Below are 15,972 nucleotides of genomic sequence, written 5' to 3'. Positions count from 1 at the left end.
CCTTCTGGGCAAGAAAGAAAAAAGAGCGGGGGTAGCCAAGCCAGGTCTAAGGCGCTGGCCTGAGGCGCCAGTCCCGTAGGGGTTCGGGGGTTCAAATCCCCTCCCCCGCACCAAGTTGATACGGTTCAATTTTCCCGGCTTTCAACTCCTCGCCACCTCCCTCAGGACCCGGCCAAGGAGATCGGGATGTTCTTCGATGAGCTTCCTCACCACCCTTTCCAGGATTTCCTCCTCCCTTTCCTTCAGCCTCTCCACCCTCAGGGCTTCAGTTTCCGAGAGGACGAAGGAGCACCTGGGACAGTAGAGGGAGCCCTCGGGGGTTAGGAAACCGCACCTCGGACAGGCCCTCCTCCCGTCCTCCCGGCCCAGACCGTAGAAGCCTGCCAGGGCCCCATCCACATCCCTTCCCGAGAGGTGGACATACCTGGCCGGGACATCCAAATCCCTGGTCCATCCGAAAAAGACCCTCATCTTGGTCCTCAGTCAGGACCTTCGCCAGATGGGTGGCCCTTGAGTGCCTGAGGAGGTGAGGATGAACTCTCTTCTGAATTCCGCTGCCTCTGCCAGCCGTTTGAGTAGTCAGTTGAAATACATGTTCGAAATGACCTCTGGAGGTCGGGAACGGACTCGATGAGCCTCATCCTCCTGCTCCCCCGTTTTCCCCCTTCACGATGACCACGGCTTCGACCTTGTCGAACTGAACATCCCCCACCCTGAGCCCCAGAATTTCCTAGTCCGCTAGGGATACCTCACGGGGATCCTCCTCCCTCCCGGTCTGACCGAGAAGGGGAAAATTCCTGTCCTTTCTTTGGTCTTCACTTAAAGGAGGGGAAGTAGATTGTGTGTGATCATAATGCTATATGGGTGCGAGATGGGGTGCGCGCAGGATCCTTTTCTTCTCTAAAAACGAAAAGTAATATCTGAAGGTTTTTTTCTCTGTTAAGCATCACCGTTATCTAGCCACTGAGGGAGTCTTTCCTTGAAGCATCTTTCAAAAAGCTTTCTTCTCTTTTCTAGTAACTCGTGAATACCCGTAGTGGTAGCATGTTTCAAGAAGTTTTTTCCCAAATCATTCATCACGTAATGTTTGTATTCTTCTACCGCTCGCTCCAAAGCTCGATCACTCCATTCAGCAAAGGTTCGCTCAGCTTTTTCCCTGTTTATCTGCCTAGGTACGATAGCAATGTTAAAGGGGTGAGAGGTTTCTCTGAAAGCGGAATCGAAGGGAACGATGTGATCGAAGTCGATCTCTCCACTGGGGAGACGCTTGAAGAGGTACTGTATCCAAAAGAGTAGGCAAGCCGATACTCTATCTACCACTCTCTCTCCAGTTTCTCTTAATTGGCGTAACACTTGTTGCCATTCTTTTGAATTATAAGTGGATTGAAATGGCTCAATTATTGTTTCAGGCCAACTCGAGAAAGAATCGACTTCCCTAAAGTGCCTATCCAACCACTCCTTTAACCTACTGTCCCCGCTTCCTTTCCATTTACCGAGGAAATATCCTCGGAAGATTTCTTCAGTAGCTCTCCTGATTTTCTTGCCATCGTCCCGAGATAGAATAAATTTACCTTGGGTCGCATAATTTTTAGCCACAAATTTGGCTGCACAAATAATTATTCCTACAAGGGGATAGGCCGGAAGGATTACTCCTTTGAGTTGAGAATATTGCTTAATTAGGGCAAACCTTCCCTTTCCTTGAACTAAAAGATTTGCAGTTTGAAACAACACATCGATTGTCTTTTGAACATCGTCTCTTGAATAGTCCGAGAGAACTCTTTGGGTCTTTGCCATGTTTACCTCGTGGGAAAGAAACGCGCTAACAAGTCGAAATCCCAAACCATCTATTTCAACTTTCCTTAATTCTCCTGGAATCAGTTCTTCAACTCTCCCTGGTGTCTTTCCTGCTAGCACATGTTGATAATACTCGCCTAAAGCGTACATCGCATCCCACATGGATAGCTTACTCCTTTCTCGCGGAAATTTTCCTTTTTCGTAGAGTTCTTTTACTTTACTCACCACACGCTGGAAATCACCCTCATATTCGTTTTCTGTGAAGTGAGGATCTGCTCGAAGCAACTCCCATAGTCAGCCTAGTTCCCGTCTTATTAAGAGTTGCATATATTTTCTCAGCGGTTGCTGTATCGGTTGAAAGAATCTGAACCGGAACGTGTCTACTTACAACACGAGACCTAAATTCTATCATTTTTTGAAGCAAGGGGTTGTAAATGTCTCGTGAAGCTTTTTGGGAAGGATTATAACGATTATAACGACTTATCGCCTCCTCTATAACCTGCTTTCTAAGCTCTCTTTTTGTAGAACTACTCGATTTCAACCTATTTGTAATTCGCTCGACTCTTTCCCAGAGTTCCCAAAAGGGATCATCTTGCTTGGGTTTCTTGATCCACTCCGTAATGGAGACAAGTGGATTCTGCACAAATTCTTGAAGTGTAGTTAGTCTCTGCTGGCCGTCAATTATATCATACTCGACCTCACTCTCTACCGATACATCTCTTCTTTTAATTCGATTCAGGATAGGCTTATAAAAGCAGGGAAGGTGTCGGCCACTTGACTGCCAGAATAGTGGACAATAGAAAGGAAGTCTTGGCGGAGGTCCTGAAAAGGGAGCTGGCGAAGGCTAATGAAATCATGATTGCCACGGCCTACTTCAACATCCGGGGTTGGGGTGCCATCAAAGAGGCTTTGGTTGGAAAGCCCCTCAAACTCCTGCTGGGAAAGGAACCCACGGAAAGCCTGAAATGGGAGGATGAAATCCTAAAGGAGCTAGAGGAGAATGAGGACGACCCAGAGTATTTCAAGCTCCTTCAGGAAGTCGTATCCTACTTTGAGTCCCCGGAGGTAGAAGTGAGAATTCTGGAGATGCCCTTCTTTCACGGGAAGGCTTACCTGGGCATTTCCGGCCCGCAAGAAGCTAATGGAGTGGCCGTGGTCGGATCCAGCAACTTCACCTATGCCGGTCTGGTCAAGAACCGTGAGCTCAACATGGTGGACACGGACCCGCTGGCAGTTCAACAGCTCTTCGATTGGTTCCAAGAGGTCTGGGGGATGGCAAGGGATTTCAAGGAGGAGTTCCTTTCCATGCTCAAAAACTACACCGTCACCTGGACCCCCTTGGAGGTGCTCGCCAAAGCCCTCTACGAGAGCTACAGGGAAGGACTTGAACAGATAGAGGAAAAGGAAAAAATTCTTGAGAAACTTTATCCTCATCAACGTCTTTCGGTGGTGGAGTCCCGCCTGAAGCTCCAAAGATGGGGCGGCGTCTTAATCGCGGATTCCACGGGATTGGGCAAAACTAGGGTAGCCTTGGCGCTGGCCCACGATGCCATGCCTAACCGCACCCTTCTCATAGCCCCCAAGAGTGTGCTGGAAACCACTTGGAGGGAGGAGATGAGGAAAATGAACATTCAGCTGGAAAGCGTCAACTCCGAGATGTTGTCCAGCAACCCCGAGGGAACGGTTGAAAAATTCTTGGATCCAGAGAATCCCCTTGGTCTAATCATAGTGGACGAGGCGCATCAGTTCAGGCATCCTTCTACCAACCGCTATCAGGCTTTGGCGGAGTTGATCAACAGGAGTCCGGCCGATGTGATTCTGCTCACCGCCACTCCCGTCAACACGAGCTTGATGGATCTCTATTTCCTCCTGAGTCTTTATTTGCCCGATAGGGCCTTGGAAGGAGAATCCCTGAGAGGATACTTTACCTCCAGACAGAAGGAGTGGCTGAAAGAAAAACCTGTGAACATGGACGAGGTTCTCCGAAGGTTCGTGGTAAGAATCTCAAGAGCTTTCGCCAAGGAACTTTCCAAGGAGGTGAAGTTCCCAGAAAGGAAACTCCTCAATATCCGCTATTCTTTGCCCTTTGACCCCGAGAAGATAATGGAGGCTCTAGGATCCATGGATTTCAAGTGTTACGATTTTTCCGTCGAGAAACTGAGCGGAAAACTGAGACTTCCAAACGGAAAGATCATCTCGGAGGCCATGGCTTCCGAGAAGCTGGAACAGCTTAAGGTATTGGTAAAGATGGTGGTAAGGATAAACCTCCTAAAAAGGCTTGAGAGCAGCTTGGAGGCCTTCCGAAGGTCTTTGAACAGGATGGAGGGTTATTTGGAGAGAGCAGCCAAATACGCGAAGGAGAAGGGAATTTTCATTCCCCCGCGGGTGAGGGGGGAAGTATTTTGGTTGATTGGAGAGGAGGAAGAGGAAGGAGAATTTCCGGAACCCGAGGAAGTCCTCAAATACCCGGAGCTTGTGGAAAGATGTAGGCTAACCCCCGCAGAAGTCGAAGAGTTCTTGAGGGGATGTGAGAAGGATAGGGAAAAAATCCAAGAGCTCCTCAGGCTGCTTCCAGAGAGGGATACCAAGCTCGAAAGGGTTGAAGCCTGGGTGGAAGAAACCTTGCCTAGCCTGACCGGGAATAATGGCATCATCATCTTCACGCAATACGCCGACACCGCTCGATACTTATACGAGAGGTTCAAACATCCCTCCCTCTTCCTAGTAACGGGTGAAGGAGCTAGGGGGCCTCAAGGAAGAAGGATGGAGGAGGCAGAGGGAGTAGAAGAATTCCGGAAAAGAGGAGGACTGATGATCAGCACCGATATTCTCAGCACAGGCCAGAACCTACAAAACGCCCAGTACGTGGTCAACTACGATTTCCCTTGGAACCCAGTGATTCTCATCCAAAGGGCAGGGAGAGTGGACAGGATAGGTTCTCCCCATTCTGTTGTGTATTTAACCAACCTATTCCCGGAAGAGGAAACCCTAGAGCGCTTTCTCGGTTTGATGAAAAAGTTGTGTAAGAGGTTAGAGGCCATCCGGAGTACCGTGGGACTTGATGCTTCGGTCTTGGGGGAAGAACCAATCCCCAAGGACTTTACGCTGATCAGGGCCCTCTCCAAAGAAGATCATGAAGCACTCAGGTTCCTCGAAACCCAGATGGAGCAGTTCACCAACGATCCCGCCAACGTTCTAGCAGAAATCCTAAGGGAAAAAGGAAAAGAATGGCTGGAGAAACTGCCTTACGGCATAGGTTCCTTCATGGAGGGGGAGAGGGAGGCCCTCTTCGTGGCCTTCACCGATGGAAAGGAAATTCATTGGAGGTTGAGGTATTTCGATAAACCCCAAACCGAAACCTCACCCGTCAAGATCATAGAGATTTTAAGAGGGTCTGAAAATGGAAGGGGAGAAAGAATAGATTACGAAAAGCTGGTGGAGCGTTTAAGGCTGGTTAAGCTGGAACTCATCGAGGAAATGGAAAGAAGAAAAATTCGTCAGCGGACTCGGGGTCCTCCAGGCGGTCGGAAGACTAGGGAAATCTATGAAAAGCTCAGCCGCTTGGGCGATGAGGGGGAAAAACTGGCCGCAGGTTTTAGGGAAGTTTGCGATAGGATAACGTTGGTGAACCAGCTTTACCGGGCCATGAAGGAAGGAAGGCTACTGGAGGAAGCAAAGAGAGTGATACCTCCTCTCTTGGAGGAAAGTAAAACCCTACCACCAGCGGAGGAAATCAAACTCAAGAGGATTTGCTGGTGTTGGATTTCACCCCACAAGGAGTGAATTAGGCTCAATTCAACTCCTGGCATGGCAAGGTGGTGGTCTAGTGTGATGAGATCAGGGGCATGACCTCGGCAAAACTAGCACTCCTTTACGGGGATGAGGTCCGGTGCCAGAGAGGGAAGATACCGAGGCGGGAGGATATCTGCAATAACCTAGGCTCCTTTCGACCAAGCTCTAGGTGGTGCACACCGGCAAATTCCCCCTCATTCTTACGACTTCCGGGCGAGAGGAGTGCTGAGCAGCGGAGTAAAGGGAATCCGGCAAGCTTGAATTCGATAAACCTCGACAGCAGATCAATAAGAAGAAGAAAAGAAAAAAATTATTCTTCTATCTTTGGGGCCACCACCAAGGCTATTTCCGAATCCAAGAGGAAGACCACGGGGGAGGCATCGGGCCAGTAGTGGGCCACCGCTCCGCAGGGATAGAGGTTGAGACCCCTGCTCAGGTGGTAGAGGGAACTGCTCACGAGCTCCACGTCCAGGGTGTATCCGTACTTCACCTTCAGGAGGGTGGCTAGTTCCGTGAGGCCGGTGATGGTTCTACTCTTGGTGGAAAGATCTATTTCCATTTTCTCCAGTCCTTCCAGTTTTTCCCTGACGTGTTCTTCCACTCTCACGAGTGCCATCACGTGGGTCGGGTCCATGATGCTTCTCTCCAGCTCCCTTCCCATCAGCTCTTTGAATCCCGGTAGGTTCTTCGATTCCATCCCACCTGGTTGGCCCATCCCCCTTTTTAAGGGGGAAAATACGAGGATGAAGGTGGGGGTCGTTTCCTTCTTGGATCGAAGGAACCTCTTCGCCGTTGTGGGCGCCAGTGCGAATCCCGATAAGTACGGATATCGTGTGTATCGGGATTTGAAGGAGGCAGGTTTCCAAGTTTATCCCGTCAACCCGAAGTTGAAGGAACTTTTTGGGGAGAGATGCTATTCCTCCCTCAGGGAACTGCCCAGGAAGCCCGATGTGGTCGTGACGGTGGTTCCCCCCGAGGTGACGGAGAGGGTGGTGAGGGAATGTGCGGAGCTGGGAATAAAAAAGATTTGGATGCAACCTGGATCGGAGTCGAAGGGGGCTTTGGCCTTCTGCCTCGGGAAGGGAATAGAGGTGGTACACGGAGCCTGTTTGATGGTGGAGAGGAGGAGGTTGGGTCCCTGAACTCATTCCTGCCCCCGATATCCCTCCTCCCCGAGGTCCAGTTCGGTTTCGGCACCGAAGAGCCTTTCTATCGAAGCTTGGAGTTCCATCATCCCCTCGTTCTGGAGGGAGGAGACCATCTGGAGGGTGGTGGGCATCCCCACGGCGGAGAGGGCGGAGAGCAGGCTTTTGGCCACTTCCCCCCTCAATCCCCTTGCCTCCGCCTCCACCTCCGAGGAAAGGTAATCCGGATCCTCCATCCATCTCTCCACCTTTTCCAGTTCCTCCGGCTTTAACAGGTCGATCTTGGTAAGGACGTTGAGTTGGGGCAATCCGAATCTGGTTTGGACGGAGGTGGCGAGCATGAGCATGGAGACGAAATCCGTGGGGCTGCGGACGAAGAAGGAATCTATGAGGAAGAGGATGGCCGACCTTCCACCCAGCGCCTTCACCACCCTCATCCCCGTGTCCCTGAAGGCAAAGAGTTCCAGCTGTCCGGGCGTGTCCACCAGCACATAATCGGCCCCCCAGGCCGAAATCACCTCCTCGAACTCCGGTAGGTAGTTGAGGGTGAGGTTGACCGAGGCCAGGAGGGCACCGTTGGGTCCCAGTCTGTATTCCTCCATCACGTCCGCCAAGGTGATCTTGGTCCTAACGTCCACCTCGGGTGTGTAGGGCAACCAGTCAGCTCCTGGATCGAGGTTGAGGGCGAGGACCTTTTGTTGCTGACCCAGCAGATCGACCAGGGAGGAGAGGAGGGTGGATTTTCCGCTCCCAGCCGGACCCAGAACGTAGACGAATTTCGTCCTCCTCATCCTCCTTCCTTCCGCCCGGCCAGACATGAAGGTTTCGAGTTTTTAAAGGGTATATTTAAATATTTCGAAAAACTTAAATAAGAGATCGAGGGAGGAAGGAAACCGGGTGGGAGGATGAAGAAGGTGGGAAAGCTGCTGTACAGGACCCCACGGGGCCTCGTGGCGAGGCTGGAGAGTCCCCAGAAGCTGGGGGAGCCCGTAATGGTGAGGGGGAAGGGAGAGGTGGGTAGGATCTTCGATCTCTTCGGTCCCGTCTCCCGTCCCTATGCCCTACTCCGTCCGAAAAGGGGATTGGAGGAGAAGGAGCTGGACTCCCTTTTGGGCAAAGAACTGTATGTGGAGGTGAAGAAATGACAGCGGAACAGGAGGAAATGGAAGAGAAGCCCAAGAAGAAAACCTCCTGTCCCAACTGCGGATCGGTCAAGCTGGTGAGGGATTACGAGCACGGCGAGTTGGTGTGCGCGGGCTGTGGCTACGTGATAGCCGAGAGGATCATGGACTTGGGTCCGGAATGGAGGGCCTTCGATCAGGAGCAGAGGGACAAGAGGGGCAGGGTAGGGGCACCCATGACCTTCAGCGTGGATTACTCGGAACCCATCATCCTGGAAAAAGAGGGGAAGGTGATGATCCTCCCCATAGGGGAGTGGGTGGATTCGGTCCTCGAGGAGAGCGAGGAGGTGAGAAGAGAGGGAGAAGTGGAGATGGCGCCCGTACGGGGGTACAGGACCGTGGTTTTCGATGAGGATTACAAGATGAAGTGGGCGCCGATAAGCCACGTCACCAGACATCCTGTGAGTGATCCCCTGTACGAGGTGGAGTTGGAAGGGGGAAGGAAGGTCAGGGTAACGGGAGCCCACAGTCTCTATACGGTGAGGGAGGGGAGGGTGGTTCCGGTGGAGGTGGAGAAGCTGCGGGAGGGGGATTTCGTGGCCGTGCCAAGGGTCCTGCCCGAGCTTGGGTCTTTTCCCCGGGAGCTGAACCTGGCACATGAGTTCGCGAGGGTGCAGGGCAAATTCTTCGTGGACGGGATACCCGCCGAAGTGTACGAAGAGCTGAGGGGGAGGTTCGATGAGAGGAAAGTGAAGGCCTGGAGTAAAGAATCGAAGCTCCCCCTGGAGGTTTTCCTTGAGCTGAAGGGTTTCGTGGGGAATGGGGTGAGGATAAGGGCACATGGGTGTCGGAAGGGACTGCCGCTCAGGATTCCGGTCGACGAGCGCCTGGGTGCCCTGATGGGATACTATGTAAGTGAGGGTTGCGTCACCTCCCACGGGGTTAGCTTCACCTTCGGACCCGAAGAGGAGGAGTATGCCGAGGAAACCATCAGGTACTTACGGGAGGTTCTCGGGCTAGAGGCCAGCCTATACCGTTATCCTTCCTCCCTCGTGGTGAGCGTCGATAGCAAGACCCTCGCCCTGCTGCTGTCCGAAATCTTGGGTGCCGGCAGGGAGGCCAGAAGGAAGAGGGTGCCGCCCGTAATCTTCTCCTCCCCCCGAGCCAGGAGGGCTTTCCTCAGGTCCTACGTAAGGGGTGACGGATGTGTGTATATCCACCCAGAGGAGAAGCCCCACTGGAGACCGCTTGTGCACCTTTACACGGTTTCATGCAATGGAGAGCTGAGCAACGATCTTCTCTATCTTTACCTCTTTGAAGGGATTTTTGCCAGCTACACGGAGGAGGAAGTCCCATCGCACAGGCTTTCCACCGGGCAGGTCCTCCCGGCGAGCAAGCTGACCGGAACGAGGGTCACCAATCCTGACATGGTTCACCAGCTGGGGTTCGTGGACGGATTCAGACCCAGGGCGAGGAAGGGCACGCTGACGGACCTTTTGCCCGCTCCCCTGAAGTACAGGAGGGAATGGGGCTCCAGGAGGAGGCTGAGAATAGGGAGGGAGCTCGCCCTCAGAATAGCGGAGAAGTATGGGGACCAAGAGCTGGCCAAACTAGCCAGGGGTCAGCTGGCATTTTTGAGGGTGAGGCGCATCTCCAGGGTGAGGTCCACCAACGGTTACGCCTATGATGTGACCGTCCCTGGGTACCTGAACTTCGTGGGGGGGAGGGGTGCCGTTTGCCTCCGTGACACCATCCACGACAAAGGCCTCTCCACCATGATAGATTGGAGGGACAGGGACTCCTATGGGAAGGATCTCACACCGAAGAGGAGGGCACAGATCTACAGGTTGCGCAAATGGCAGCGCAGGATAAGGGTTTCCGATGCGATAGAGAGGAACCTGGCCTTCGCCCTTTCCGAGATAGACAGGATGGCCTCCCACCTGGGCCTTCCCAGGAACGTGCGCGAGACCGCGGCCGTGATCTACAGGAGGGCGGTGGAGGAGAAGCTGATAAGGGGGAGGTCCATAGAGGGGGTGGCGGGGGCAGCCCTTTACGCCGCCTGTAGGGAGTGTAAGGTGCCCAGGACGCTGGACGAGATAGCGGAAGTTTCGAGGGTGAGCAAGAAGGAAATAAGCAGGAGCTACAGGTTCATAGCGAGGGAACTCCTCATCCACCTCCACCCGACTTCCCCGGCGGATTACGTGCCCAGGTTCGCCAGCGAGTTGGGATTGAGCGGGGAAGTCCAGTCCAAGGCCATAGAGATCCTCAAGGAGGCCATGGAGAAGGGTCTGACTTCCGGTAGGGGACCAACGGGAGTTACGGCGGCAGCCATCTACATCGCCGCCCAGATGCTGGGCGAGAGGAGGACCCAGAGGGAAGTGGCCGATGTGGCGAGGGTTACTGAGGTCACGGTGAGGAACAGGTACAAGGAGCTCTGCGAGAAACTGGGTTTGAACTGCGAGAAACTGGGCTGAAGGTTCGATAGGATTAAATAGGGAAGGAAAAGGAGGAAAAAGGTGAAAACTTGGGAAAGGTAGCGGACGGATGGAAGAAAGCGGCCGAAATAGCCAATACCATGGAAGCAGCCAAGCAGGCGTTGAAGGCTTGGGGTAACAAGGCGGTGCAGTTCGTGGTGGAGGGGGAGGATCCCAAGGAGTTTTATCTGGAGGCCAAGGACGGAGTGGTGAGTTTCCACGTGGGAAGGCATCCAAGTCCTGCCTTTACCATGGTGGGAAATGCCGATATCATGTGGAAGCTCCTTACGAGGGAAGAGGATGCCGTGAAGGCTTTCATGGCGAAGAAATACACCGTACAGGGATCACTGGCGGAGTCCATAAAGTTCAGAAAGATTTTGGAAGAAGTGGGCAAGAACGTTAGCCTCGTGTAGGCAACGTTCCTTGCCCTTTTCTTTTTCCCTGAAAAGGTTAAATAGAGAAAGGAGAAAGGGGGAGGGTGAAAACTTGGGAGAGGTAGTGGAAGGCTGGAGAATGTTTGCGGAACTAGCGAACCAGAATGAAGCCGCCAAGAAACTGATGCAGGGATGGGACAAAGTGGTACAGTTCGTGGTGGAAGGTGAGGACCCCAAGGAGTTCTATCTGGAGTTCAAGGGCGGACAGGTAACTTTCAATGTGGGGAAGCACCCGAGTCCGGCTTTCACCATGATAGGGAACAAGGACATCATGTGGAAGCTCCTGACGAGGGAAGAGGACCCCACCAGGGCCTTCATGGCGAAGAAGTACAGCATTCAGGGTTCCCTCGCCGATGCCATGAAGTTCGGCAAGATCGGGCAGGAAGTGGCTAAGAGCGCTCCCAGCTTCGGATAAAGACCTTAGTCGGGGGGACTTCAACCCATATTTTTTTTCTTCAATGCTTCCTTGACCAGCCTCAACAATTCAGGCAAGACCTTTCCCGTTTTTCCCCGGATTACCACGGAGGCAAAGGCATCCATGGGGGTGGGTTCTTCGTTCACGATGATGAGTTCGGCCCCGGCTTCCAGTGCCATGGGTGGTAGGAAGTTGGCTGGACTCACCACCAGAGAACTCCCGGCCACCAGCATGAGATCGCATCTCCTCGCATGTTCGAAGGCTTCCTCCAGCGCCCGCCTGGGCAATTGTTCTCCGAAAAAGATCACGTTGGGTTTCAGCAACCCCCCACAGGAATCGCAGCGGGGAGGGAGCTCACCCCTCTGCACCAGCTTTTCCACGAGCACTTCGATGGGTGAAACCCTTTCACAGCGAAGACACTTGCACTCCCTGAGGTTTCCGTGCAGCTCCACCACCCTTCTGGATCCCGCCGCCTGATGGAGGCCGTCGATGTTCTGGGTGATCACCGCCTTCAGGATGCCCATCCCCTCCAGTTCCGCCAGCGCTCTGTGTCCCTCGTTGGGTTCGGCGGTGAAAACGGAGAGGAACTCCGAAGCCGCCTGGTAGAAGCGGGAGGGATTTTCCAAGAAGGAGGAAAGGGTGGCGAACTCGGAGGGATCGTATCTGGACCAGAGTCCACCCGGTGAACGGAAGTCCGGTATGCCGGATTCCGTACTCACCCCTGCTCCCGTGAGGGCCACGGCGTAGCTAGAAGAGCGAAGGAGCTCCGCAGCCCTCTTCATCCCCTCCTCCATCCCCCTACCTTTTCCTTTCCCCCTTTAATCCTGAAGGAAGTTGCTTTAGGAAGGACGGTGGAGTCGGAATGATGGGGACGGAAAGGGTAAGGGAGGGGAAGGTAGTGCTGGAGGTTCCAGAACTCTCCACCTTCAGGGCCCCTTCCGGTGATTTCGTGCCCTCCCTCACCAAGGTCTTCTACAACCCCCACATGGAGTTCGGAAGGGACATAGGCGTGGCGGCAGTCTCCGTTTTCGGCAAGAGGGTGGGGGAGCTGAGGATTTGCGATCCCCTGGCCGGAGTCGGGGTAAGGGGAATCAGGTACGCGGCGGAAGTGGATGGGGTAAGGGAGGTGATAGTGAACGATGTTTCCGAGGAGGCCTACCGCTTTCTATGCAAGAACATCTCCCTCAACTCCCTTTCCAACGTGGTGGCATGCAGGGAGGAGGCCCACCTCCTCCTCTGGAAGAACAGGAGGGGCTTCCAAGTGGTGGATCTGGACCCCTTCGGTTCACCCTCCCCTTTCCTCGAAGCCTCCTGTGTTTCCCTTTCCGATCCGGGAATGCTCGCCCTCACCGCCACCGACACTGCCTGTTTGGCCGGCACCTATCCCATGGCCTGTTTCAGGAAATACGGAGCCCTTCCCCTGAGAACGGAATACGCGCACGAGCTTGGGCTGAGGATCCTGATAGGTCATTGCCAGAGGGTGGCGGGAGTCCACGGGCTCTCCCTCCTTCCCCTCCTTTCCCATTCCACTCGCCATTACTTCAGGGTCTACCTCCTCCTCCGCAGGGGAGGGGTGAACAGGATGCTCAAGGGCCAGGGATACCTTTTGGCGTGTAGGTGTGGGAGGAGGACGATCTCCCATAGGCCAGAAGGTGGTACCTGTGAGTGCGGAAGGAAGAGGGAAGTCTCGGGTCCGATGTGGTTGGGGAACCTGTGGGAAAAAGAGTTCGTGGAGGAGGTGCTGAAGGTGGTGGAGGCTTCCTCCTTCAGGCTCAAAGCACCGGAGGTGAAGATGTTGAGACTTTGCGCCGAGGAGGCGGGGGGTCCCCCCTTCTTCTACGATTCCCACGGGATTTCCCGCAGGAGGTCCCTCTCTCCCCCCAAATTGGAAAGGATCTTGGAGGGGCTGAGGAGGAAGGGATATCTTGCCCTCCGCACCCATTTCTCCCCCACGGGCTTTAGGACGGATGCTCCCTTTGAGGAGATCGAGAAGCTCTTTTCGTCGTAGCCCCCCTGTAGCCCTTCCCTATGAGGTAAACCTCCGCACTTCCCTTCCTGGAGGCTGGAGGCTTTGAAACCTTGGTGAACTCGAACCTCTTCCTGAACTCCCTCAAGAATCCTTCCAATCCACTTCCCTGGAAAACCTTTATCAAGGCCTTTCCCCCTTCCCTCAGCACCACTTCGGCTATGCGGAGGGCCGCCTCCGCCAGTTCCAGCGATTTGGCGTGATCCACCTCCCACACCCCCGAGATGTGTGGTGAGGCATCCGAGAGAAGTACATCCGCCTTCCTAGGCAGATGGGAGAGGATGAGTTCGGGCGTGGAGGGATCCAGGAGATCGCCCACCAGGGAACGCACGTTGTTTTCTCGAAAGGGGCTGATGGGCTGCAGGTCTATTCCCAGCACGAAGCCCTCCTCCCCCACCTCCTCCCTAGCCACCTGCATCCATCCGCCCGGAGCCGCTCCCAGGTCCACCACCACTTCTCCCTTCCTGAGAAGGGAATAGCGGGAGTTCAGCTGCTTGAGCTTGAAGGCGGACCTAGCCCTATACCCCATCTTCCTGGCCAACCTGCGGTAGGGTTCCTCCTTTCCCCTGAAGGGCAAGTCACACCCCCTCGAACCCGCTCTCAGGCTTCAGTCCAACTTTTTTGAAGGCACGTATGACCCTTTCCGTGAGGACATGTCTGTCGGGGTGGTAGAAGAGGTGACTGGGACAGCGACAGTCGCTGGAACCGAAGCCAGAAACGGAGGGGAGATCGACCAGTTCCCTGGCCACTTCGCATTCCTTTCTGGTCCTGCTCCTTGCCCTCACCAAATCCACTACCCTAGCCCTCATCCTCAGGTAGTCTATGTGCCAGTGAGAAGGTTTTTCCTTCTTCAGATGGCGCTGTACCCTCTTCTCCATGCCGGAGAGGGCCGAGCCCACGTAGGCATAATATCCTTCCTTGAAATCCCTTACCCCCAGTTCCCCCACCTTCAGTTGCAGGTCGAAGGGTACGTGGAGGATGAGAACGTAGGTACCTCCGGCCATCTTTTCCTTTCTGAGGGATAAGGCTTAAGCCCCCCTTTCCATTTTCCGTTGTGATAAGAAACGTCTTCGTGGATTACGACAACACCCTGCACGATTCCGATTCCAAGTTCATAGCCCAGTTCGAGGCCCCCGCCTCCAAACTGGGATTGACGGGTAGGGAGCTCTGGAAGCTCTATCTCTTCGAGGTACACAGGGACATCGTGCACAGGTGGTATCCGGAAAAGCACGACGATAGGGAATTCCACTGCCGTCTGATCTTCCAGAAGCTGGGAAAACCCTACAGCGAAGGGCTGGCCCTGCAGCTCATCTCCGCCTTCGAGAGGGCCATGGAGGAGTGCTGGAGGAATCCCACCTTCTTCCCAGAAACCTTTCTTTTCTTGGAGGAGGTTTCGAAAAGGTATAGGGTCTGTCTTGCCACCTCCGAGAACGCCCTTCAGAAAGCCTCTTCCCTCGAAAGGATGGGTGGAAGGAAATATTTCGCCTGCGTGCTTGGTGATCACAACATTGGGATAAGGAAAACGGAAAAGGAGTATTACCTCAAGGCCCTGGAGCTCGCGGAAGCTAGGGCTGAGGAGAGTGTGATGGTGGGAGATAGCACGACCCATGACATCCAACCGGCGAGTGAGGTGGGGATGAAAACGATTTGGGTCAACAGGAGGGGAGAAGTTTTTTCAGGGAAGAGGGACTGTGAAGTAAGGGATTTGAAGGAGGCCTTACACTGGCTTCTAGACCATCACCTTTTTTAAAGGGAGAATCGAAGAGGAAATGATGCCCATCTACATCCTGCTGTCCATACTGACAGCGGAAGGGAGGAAAACCCTCAAGGAAAGACCCCATCGCATCTTTGAAGTGAACAAGGAAATCGAAGCCTTCGGAGCCAAAGTGCTGCATCAATATGCCGTGCTTGGTCCCTACGACTTTGTCAACGTGGTGGAGGCACCGGATAACGAAACGGTTACCCGCATTTCCATCGAGCTTGGTTCCAGGGGAACCCTGAAGGTGATGAGTCTACCGGCCATACCCGTGGAAAAACTCATCGAGAAAATAAAGAAACAGTAGTTTCCCTTCCATCCCTTCGCTCAGGGGCCCAGCTTCCTTTCTAGCCATTCGGCCGTTACTTCCACGGCAATCCTTCTCTTTTCGGGTTGGGTAAACCTATGGTCAGCGCCTTCCACCCAGACCAATACCTTTGGAGGAGGGGCCCGCTCGAAGAGCAAGAGCGAATGGTAGGGGGGAACCAATTCATCTTCCGTTCCGTGCAGGAGGAGGAGGGGTGCCTTTACTCCACGTATATATTCGATTAAGGGATATTTCTTCGAATCCTCGATCAATTCCTTCAATTCCTCACCCTGAAGTCCTCCCAAGTTATATGGGGTAGCCCATGCCGCCAAAGCTTGAAAGTCCCGGTAGAGGGAGGAAAGGAGCAGGACCATATATCCTCCCAGGCTGCTCCCCATGAGCCCTATTCTTTTGTATCCAAGTGAATGGGCGAAATCAACCACCCTTCCCAAATCTTCCATCCTTTGGGTGAGCGTGGCCTCCTTTCCCCTTTCTCCGCTTCTCTGGTTGAACCTGAGGGAGGAGAGTCCCCTTCGTTGAAGTTCCTCGGCAAGCTCCACGTATTTGGGGCTGTGCATGCTTCCAAAGAGACCATGGCACATGATCACACATCCCTTACGGGAAGACTTCGCTGGGCAGAAGATGGCCTGCAACCCTCCTACTTCCACTTCCTCTCCTTGCATCCCTTCCCTTCCGCTTTCCACAAAA

General features: G+C 53.9%; 17 protein-coding genes and 1 tRNA gene. 10 read left to right on the top strand and 8 right to left on the bottom strand.

Translation table 11 applies throughout. The features are described from left to right. Positions 1–25: 25 nt before the first annotated feature. Positions 26–113, top strand: a tRNA-Leu gene (locus QXG22_01725). Positions 114–141: 28 nt separating this feature from the next. Here QXG22_01725 and QXG22_01720 read toward each other — a convergent pair. Together QXG22_01720 and QXG22_01715 are read right to left on the bottom strand one after the other, a co-directional pair. Continuing rightward, the gene (locus tag QXG22_01720) at positions 142–471 is read right to left on the bottom strand and encodes a hypothetical protein (GenBank protein ID MEM0358718.1); all 330 of its coding nucleotides are present in this window, start codon (positions 469–471) and stop codon (positions 142–144) included. Positions 472–939: 468 nt separating this feature from the next. Beyond that, on the bottom strand, positions 940–2,019 hold the full coding sequence (locus QXG22_01715) for a hypothetical protein (GenBank protein MEM0358717.1): 1,080 nt from the start codon (positions 2,017–2,019) through the stop codon (positions 940–942). A 549-nt stretch (positions 2,020–2,568) separates the two neighbouring features. Between QXG22_01715 and QXG22_01710 the strand changes: the two genes are divergently transcribed. Further along, positions 2,569–5,577, top strand: a complete 3,009-nt coding sequence (locus QXG22_01710) for a helicase-related protein (protein ID MEM0358716.1) — start codon at positions 2,569–2,571, stop codon at positions 5,575–5,577. 319 nt (positions 5,578–5,896) lie between these two features. Here the strand turns inward: QXG22_01710 and QXG22_01705 are convergent, their stop codons facing one another. Next, the gene (locus tag QXG22_01705) at positions 5,897–6,283 is read right to left on the bottom strand and encodes a hypothetical protein (GenBank protein MEM0358715.1); all 387 of its coding nucleotides are present in this window, start codon (positions 6,281–6,283) and stop codon (positions 5,897–5,899) included. A gap of 46 nt (positions 6,284–6,329) precedes the next feature. Between QXG22_01705 and QXG22_01700 the strand changes: the two genes are divergently transcribed. Then, positions 6,330–6,728 carry a CoA-binding protein gene (locus QXG22_01700; protein MEM0358714.1) on the top strand — a complete coding sequence of 133 codons (399 nt, stop codon included), beginning with the start codon at positions 6,330–6,332 and terminating at the stop codon, positions 6,726–6,728. A 2-nt stretch (positions 6,729–6,730) separates the two neighbouring features. Here QXG22_01700 and QXG22_01695 read toward each other — a convergent pair whose 3' ends face one another. Beyond that, positions 6,731–7,522 (bottom strand): ATP/GTP-binding protein, encoded by a 792-nt coding sequence (locus QXG22_01695; protein MEM0358713.1) that lies wholly within the window; start codon positions 7,520–7,522, stop codon positions 6,731–6,733. Positions 7,523–7,645: 123 nt separating this feature from the next. On the opposite strand from QXG22_01695, the gene QXG22_01690 reads away from it, so the two are divergent. The 4 genes from QXG22_01690 (at position 7,646) to QXG22_01675 (ending at position 11,175) form a co-directional block, all read left to right on the top strand. Further along, positions 7,646–7,876, top strand: a complete 231-nt coding sequence (locus tag QXG22_01690; GenBank protein ID MEM0358712.1) for a Gar1/Naf1 family protein — start codon at positions 7,646–7,648, stop codon at positions 7,874–7,876. Then, positions 7,873–10,326 (top strand): transcription initiation factor IIB, encoded by a 2,454-nt coding sequence (locus tag QXG22_01685; protein ID MEM0358711.1) that lies wholly within the window; start codon positions 7,873–7,875, stop codon positions 10,324–10,326. Before QXG22_01690 ends, QXG22_01685 begins: the two co-directional genes overlap by 4 nt. 50 nt (positions 10,327–10,376) lie before the next feature. Next, positions 10,377–10,739 carry an SCP2 sterol-binding domain-containing protein gene (locus QXG22_01680; protein ID MEM0358710.1) on the top strand — a complete coding sequence of 121 codons (363 nt, stop codon included), beginning with the start codon at positions 10,377–10,379 and terminating at the stop codon, positions 10,737–10,739. A gap of 73 nt (positions 10,740–10,812) precedes the next feature. Then, on the top strand, positions 10,813–11,175 hold the full coding sequence (locus tag QXG22_01675) for an SCP2 sterol-binding domain-containing protein (GenBank protein MEM0358709.1): 363 nt from the start codon (positions 10,813–10,815) through the stop codon (positions 11,173–11,175). A gap of 20 nt (positions 11,176–11,195) precedes the next feature. Here QXG22_01675 and QXG22_01670 read toward each other — a convergent pair whose 3' ends face one another. After that, positions 11,196–11,969 carry an NAD-dependent protein deacylase gene (locus QXG22_01670; GenBank protein ID MEM0358708.1) on the bottom strand — a complete coding sequence of 258 codons (774 nt, stop codon included), beginning with the start codon at positions 11,967–11,969 and terminating at the stop codon, positions 11,196–11,198. A 71-nt stretch (positions 11,970–12,040) separates the two neighbouring features. On the opposite strand from QXG22_01670, the gene QXG22_01665 reads away from it, so the two are divergent. Further along, positions 12,041–13,183: a tRNA (guanine(10)-N(2))-dimethyltransferase gene (locus QXG22_01665; protein ID MEM0358707.1), complete on the top strand. Its 1,143-nt coding sequence runs from the start codon at positions 12,041–12,043 to the stop codon at positions 13,181–13,183. Here the strand turns inward: QXG22_01665 and QXG22_01660 are convergent. Further along, a complete protein-coding gene (locus QXG22_01660) occupies positions 13,134–13,778 on the bottom strand; it encodes an RlmE family RNA methyltransferase (protein ID MEM0358706.1) in 645 nt (214 codons plus the stop codon). The genes QXG22_01665 and QXG22_01660 overlap by 50 nt on opposite strands. 1 nt (position 13,779) lies before the next feature. Continuing rightward, entirely contained in the window at positions 13,780–14,205 is a 426-nt protein-coding gene (locus QXG22_01655) for a GIY-YIG nuclease family protein (protein ID MEM0358705.1), read from the bottom strand. A gap of 50 nt (positions 14,206–14,255) precedes the next feature. Here QXG22_01655 and QXG22_01650 point away from each other — a divergent pair, with 50 nt between their 5' ends. After that, on the top strand, positions 14,256–14,951 hold the full coding sequence (locus tag QXG22_01650) for an HAD family hydrolase (protein ID MEM0358704.1): 696 nt from the start codon (positions 14,256–14,258) through the stop codon (positions 14,949–14,951). A 22-nt stretch (positions 14,952–14,973) separates the two neighbouring features. Beyond that, complete coding sequence (locus QXG22_01645) at positions 14,974–15,264, top strand: GYD domain-containing protein (protein ID MEM0358703.1); 291 nt, start codon at positions 14,974–14,976, stop codon at positions 15,262–15,264. Between the two features lie 20 nt (positions 15,265–15,284). Here the strand turns inward: QXG22_01645 and QXG22_01640 are convergent, their stop codons facing one another. Further along, complete coding sequence (locus QXG22_01640) at positions 15,285–15,947, bottom strand: alpha/beta fold hydrolase (protein MEM0358702.1); 663 nt, start codon at positions 15,945–15,947, stop codon at positions 15,285–15,287. Positions 15,948–15,972: the final 25 nt, after the last annotated feature.

It is taken from the genome of Candidatus Hadarchaeales archaeon (genome assembly GCA_038736355.1).
Lineage (GTDB): Archaea > Hadarchaeota > Hadarchaeia > Hadarchaeales > WYZ-LMO6 > WYZ-LMO6.
The sequence above is the reverse complement of the archived record's forward strand: the minus strand, read 5'-3'. Positions and strand labels throughout refer to the sequence as shown.

What these genes read in the sequence shown, in the direction of transcription:
- QXG22_01685 (MEM0358711.1), top strand. Translation starts at nt 7,873, where the DNA reads ATGACAGCGGAACAGGAGGAAATGGAAGAGAAGCCCAAGAAGAAAACC.
- QXG22_01700 (MEM0358714.1), top strand. Translation starts at nt 6,330, where the DNA reads ATGAAGGTGGGGGTCGTTTCCTTCTTGGATCGAAGGAACCTCTTCGCC.
- QXG22_01645 (MEM0358703.1), top strand. Translation starts at nt 14,974, where the DNA reads ATGCCCATCTACATCCTGCTGTCCATACTGACAGCGGAAGGGAGGAAA.
- QXG22_01670 (MEM0358708.1), bottom strand. Translation starts at nt 11,969, where the DNA reads ATGGAGGAGGGGATGAAGAGGGCTGCGGAGCTCCTTCGCTCTTCTAGC.
- QXG22_01665 (MEM0358707.1), top strand. Translation starts at nt 12,041, where the DNA reads ATGGGGACGGAAAGGGTAAGGGAGGGGAAGGTAGTGCTGGAGGTTCCA.
- QXG22_01720 (MEM0358718.1), bottom strand. Translation starts at nt 471, where the DNA reads ATGAGGGTCTTTTTCGGATGGACCAGGGATTTGGATGTCCCGGCCAGG.
- QXG22_01695 (MEM0358713.1), bottom strand. Translation starts at nt 7,522, where the DNA reads ATGAGGAGGACGAAATTCGTCTACGTTCTGGGTCCGGCTGGGAGCGGA.
- QXG22_01705 (MEM0358715.1), bottom strand. Translation starts at nt 6,283, where the DNA reads ATGGAATCGAAGAACCTACCGGGATTCAAAGAGCTGATGGGAAGGGAG.
- QXG22_01655 (MEM0358705.1), bottom strand. Translation starts at nt 14,205, where the DNA reads ATGGCCGGAGGTACCTACGTTCTCATCCTCCACGTACCCTTCGACCTG.
- QXG22_01640 (MEM0358702.1), bottom strand. Translation starts at nt 15,947, where the DNA reads ATGCAAGGAGAGGAAGTGGAAGTAGGAGGGTTGCAGGCCATCTTCTGC.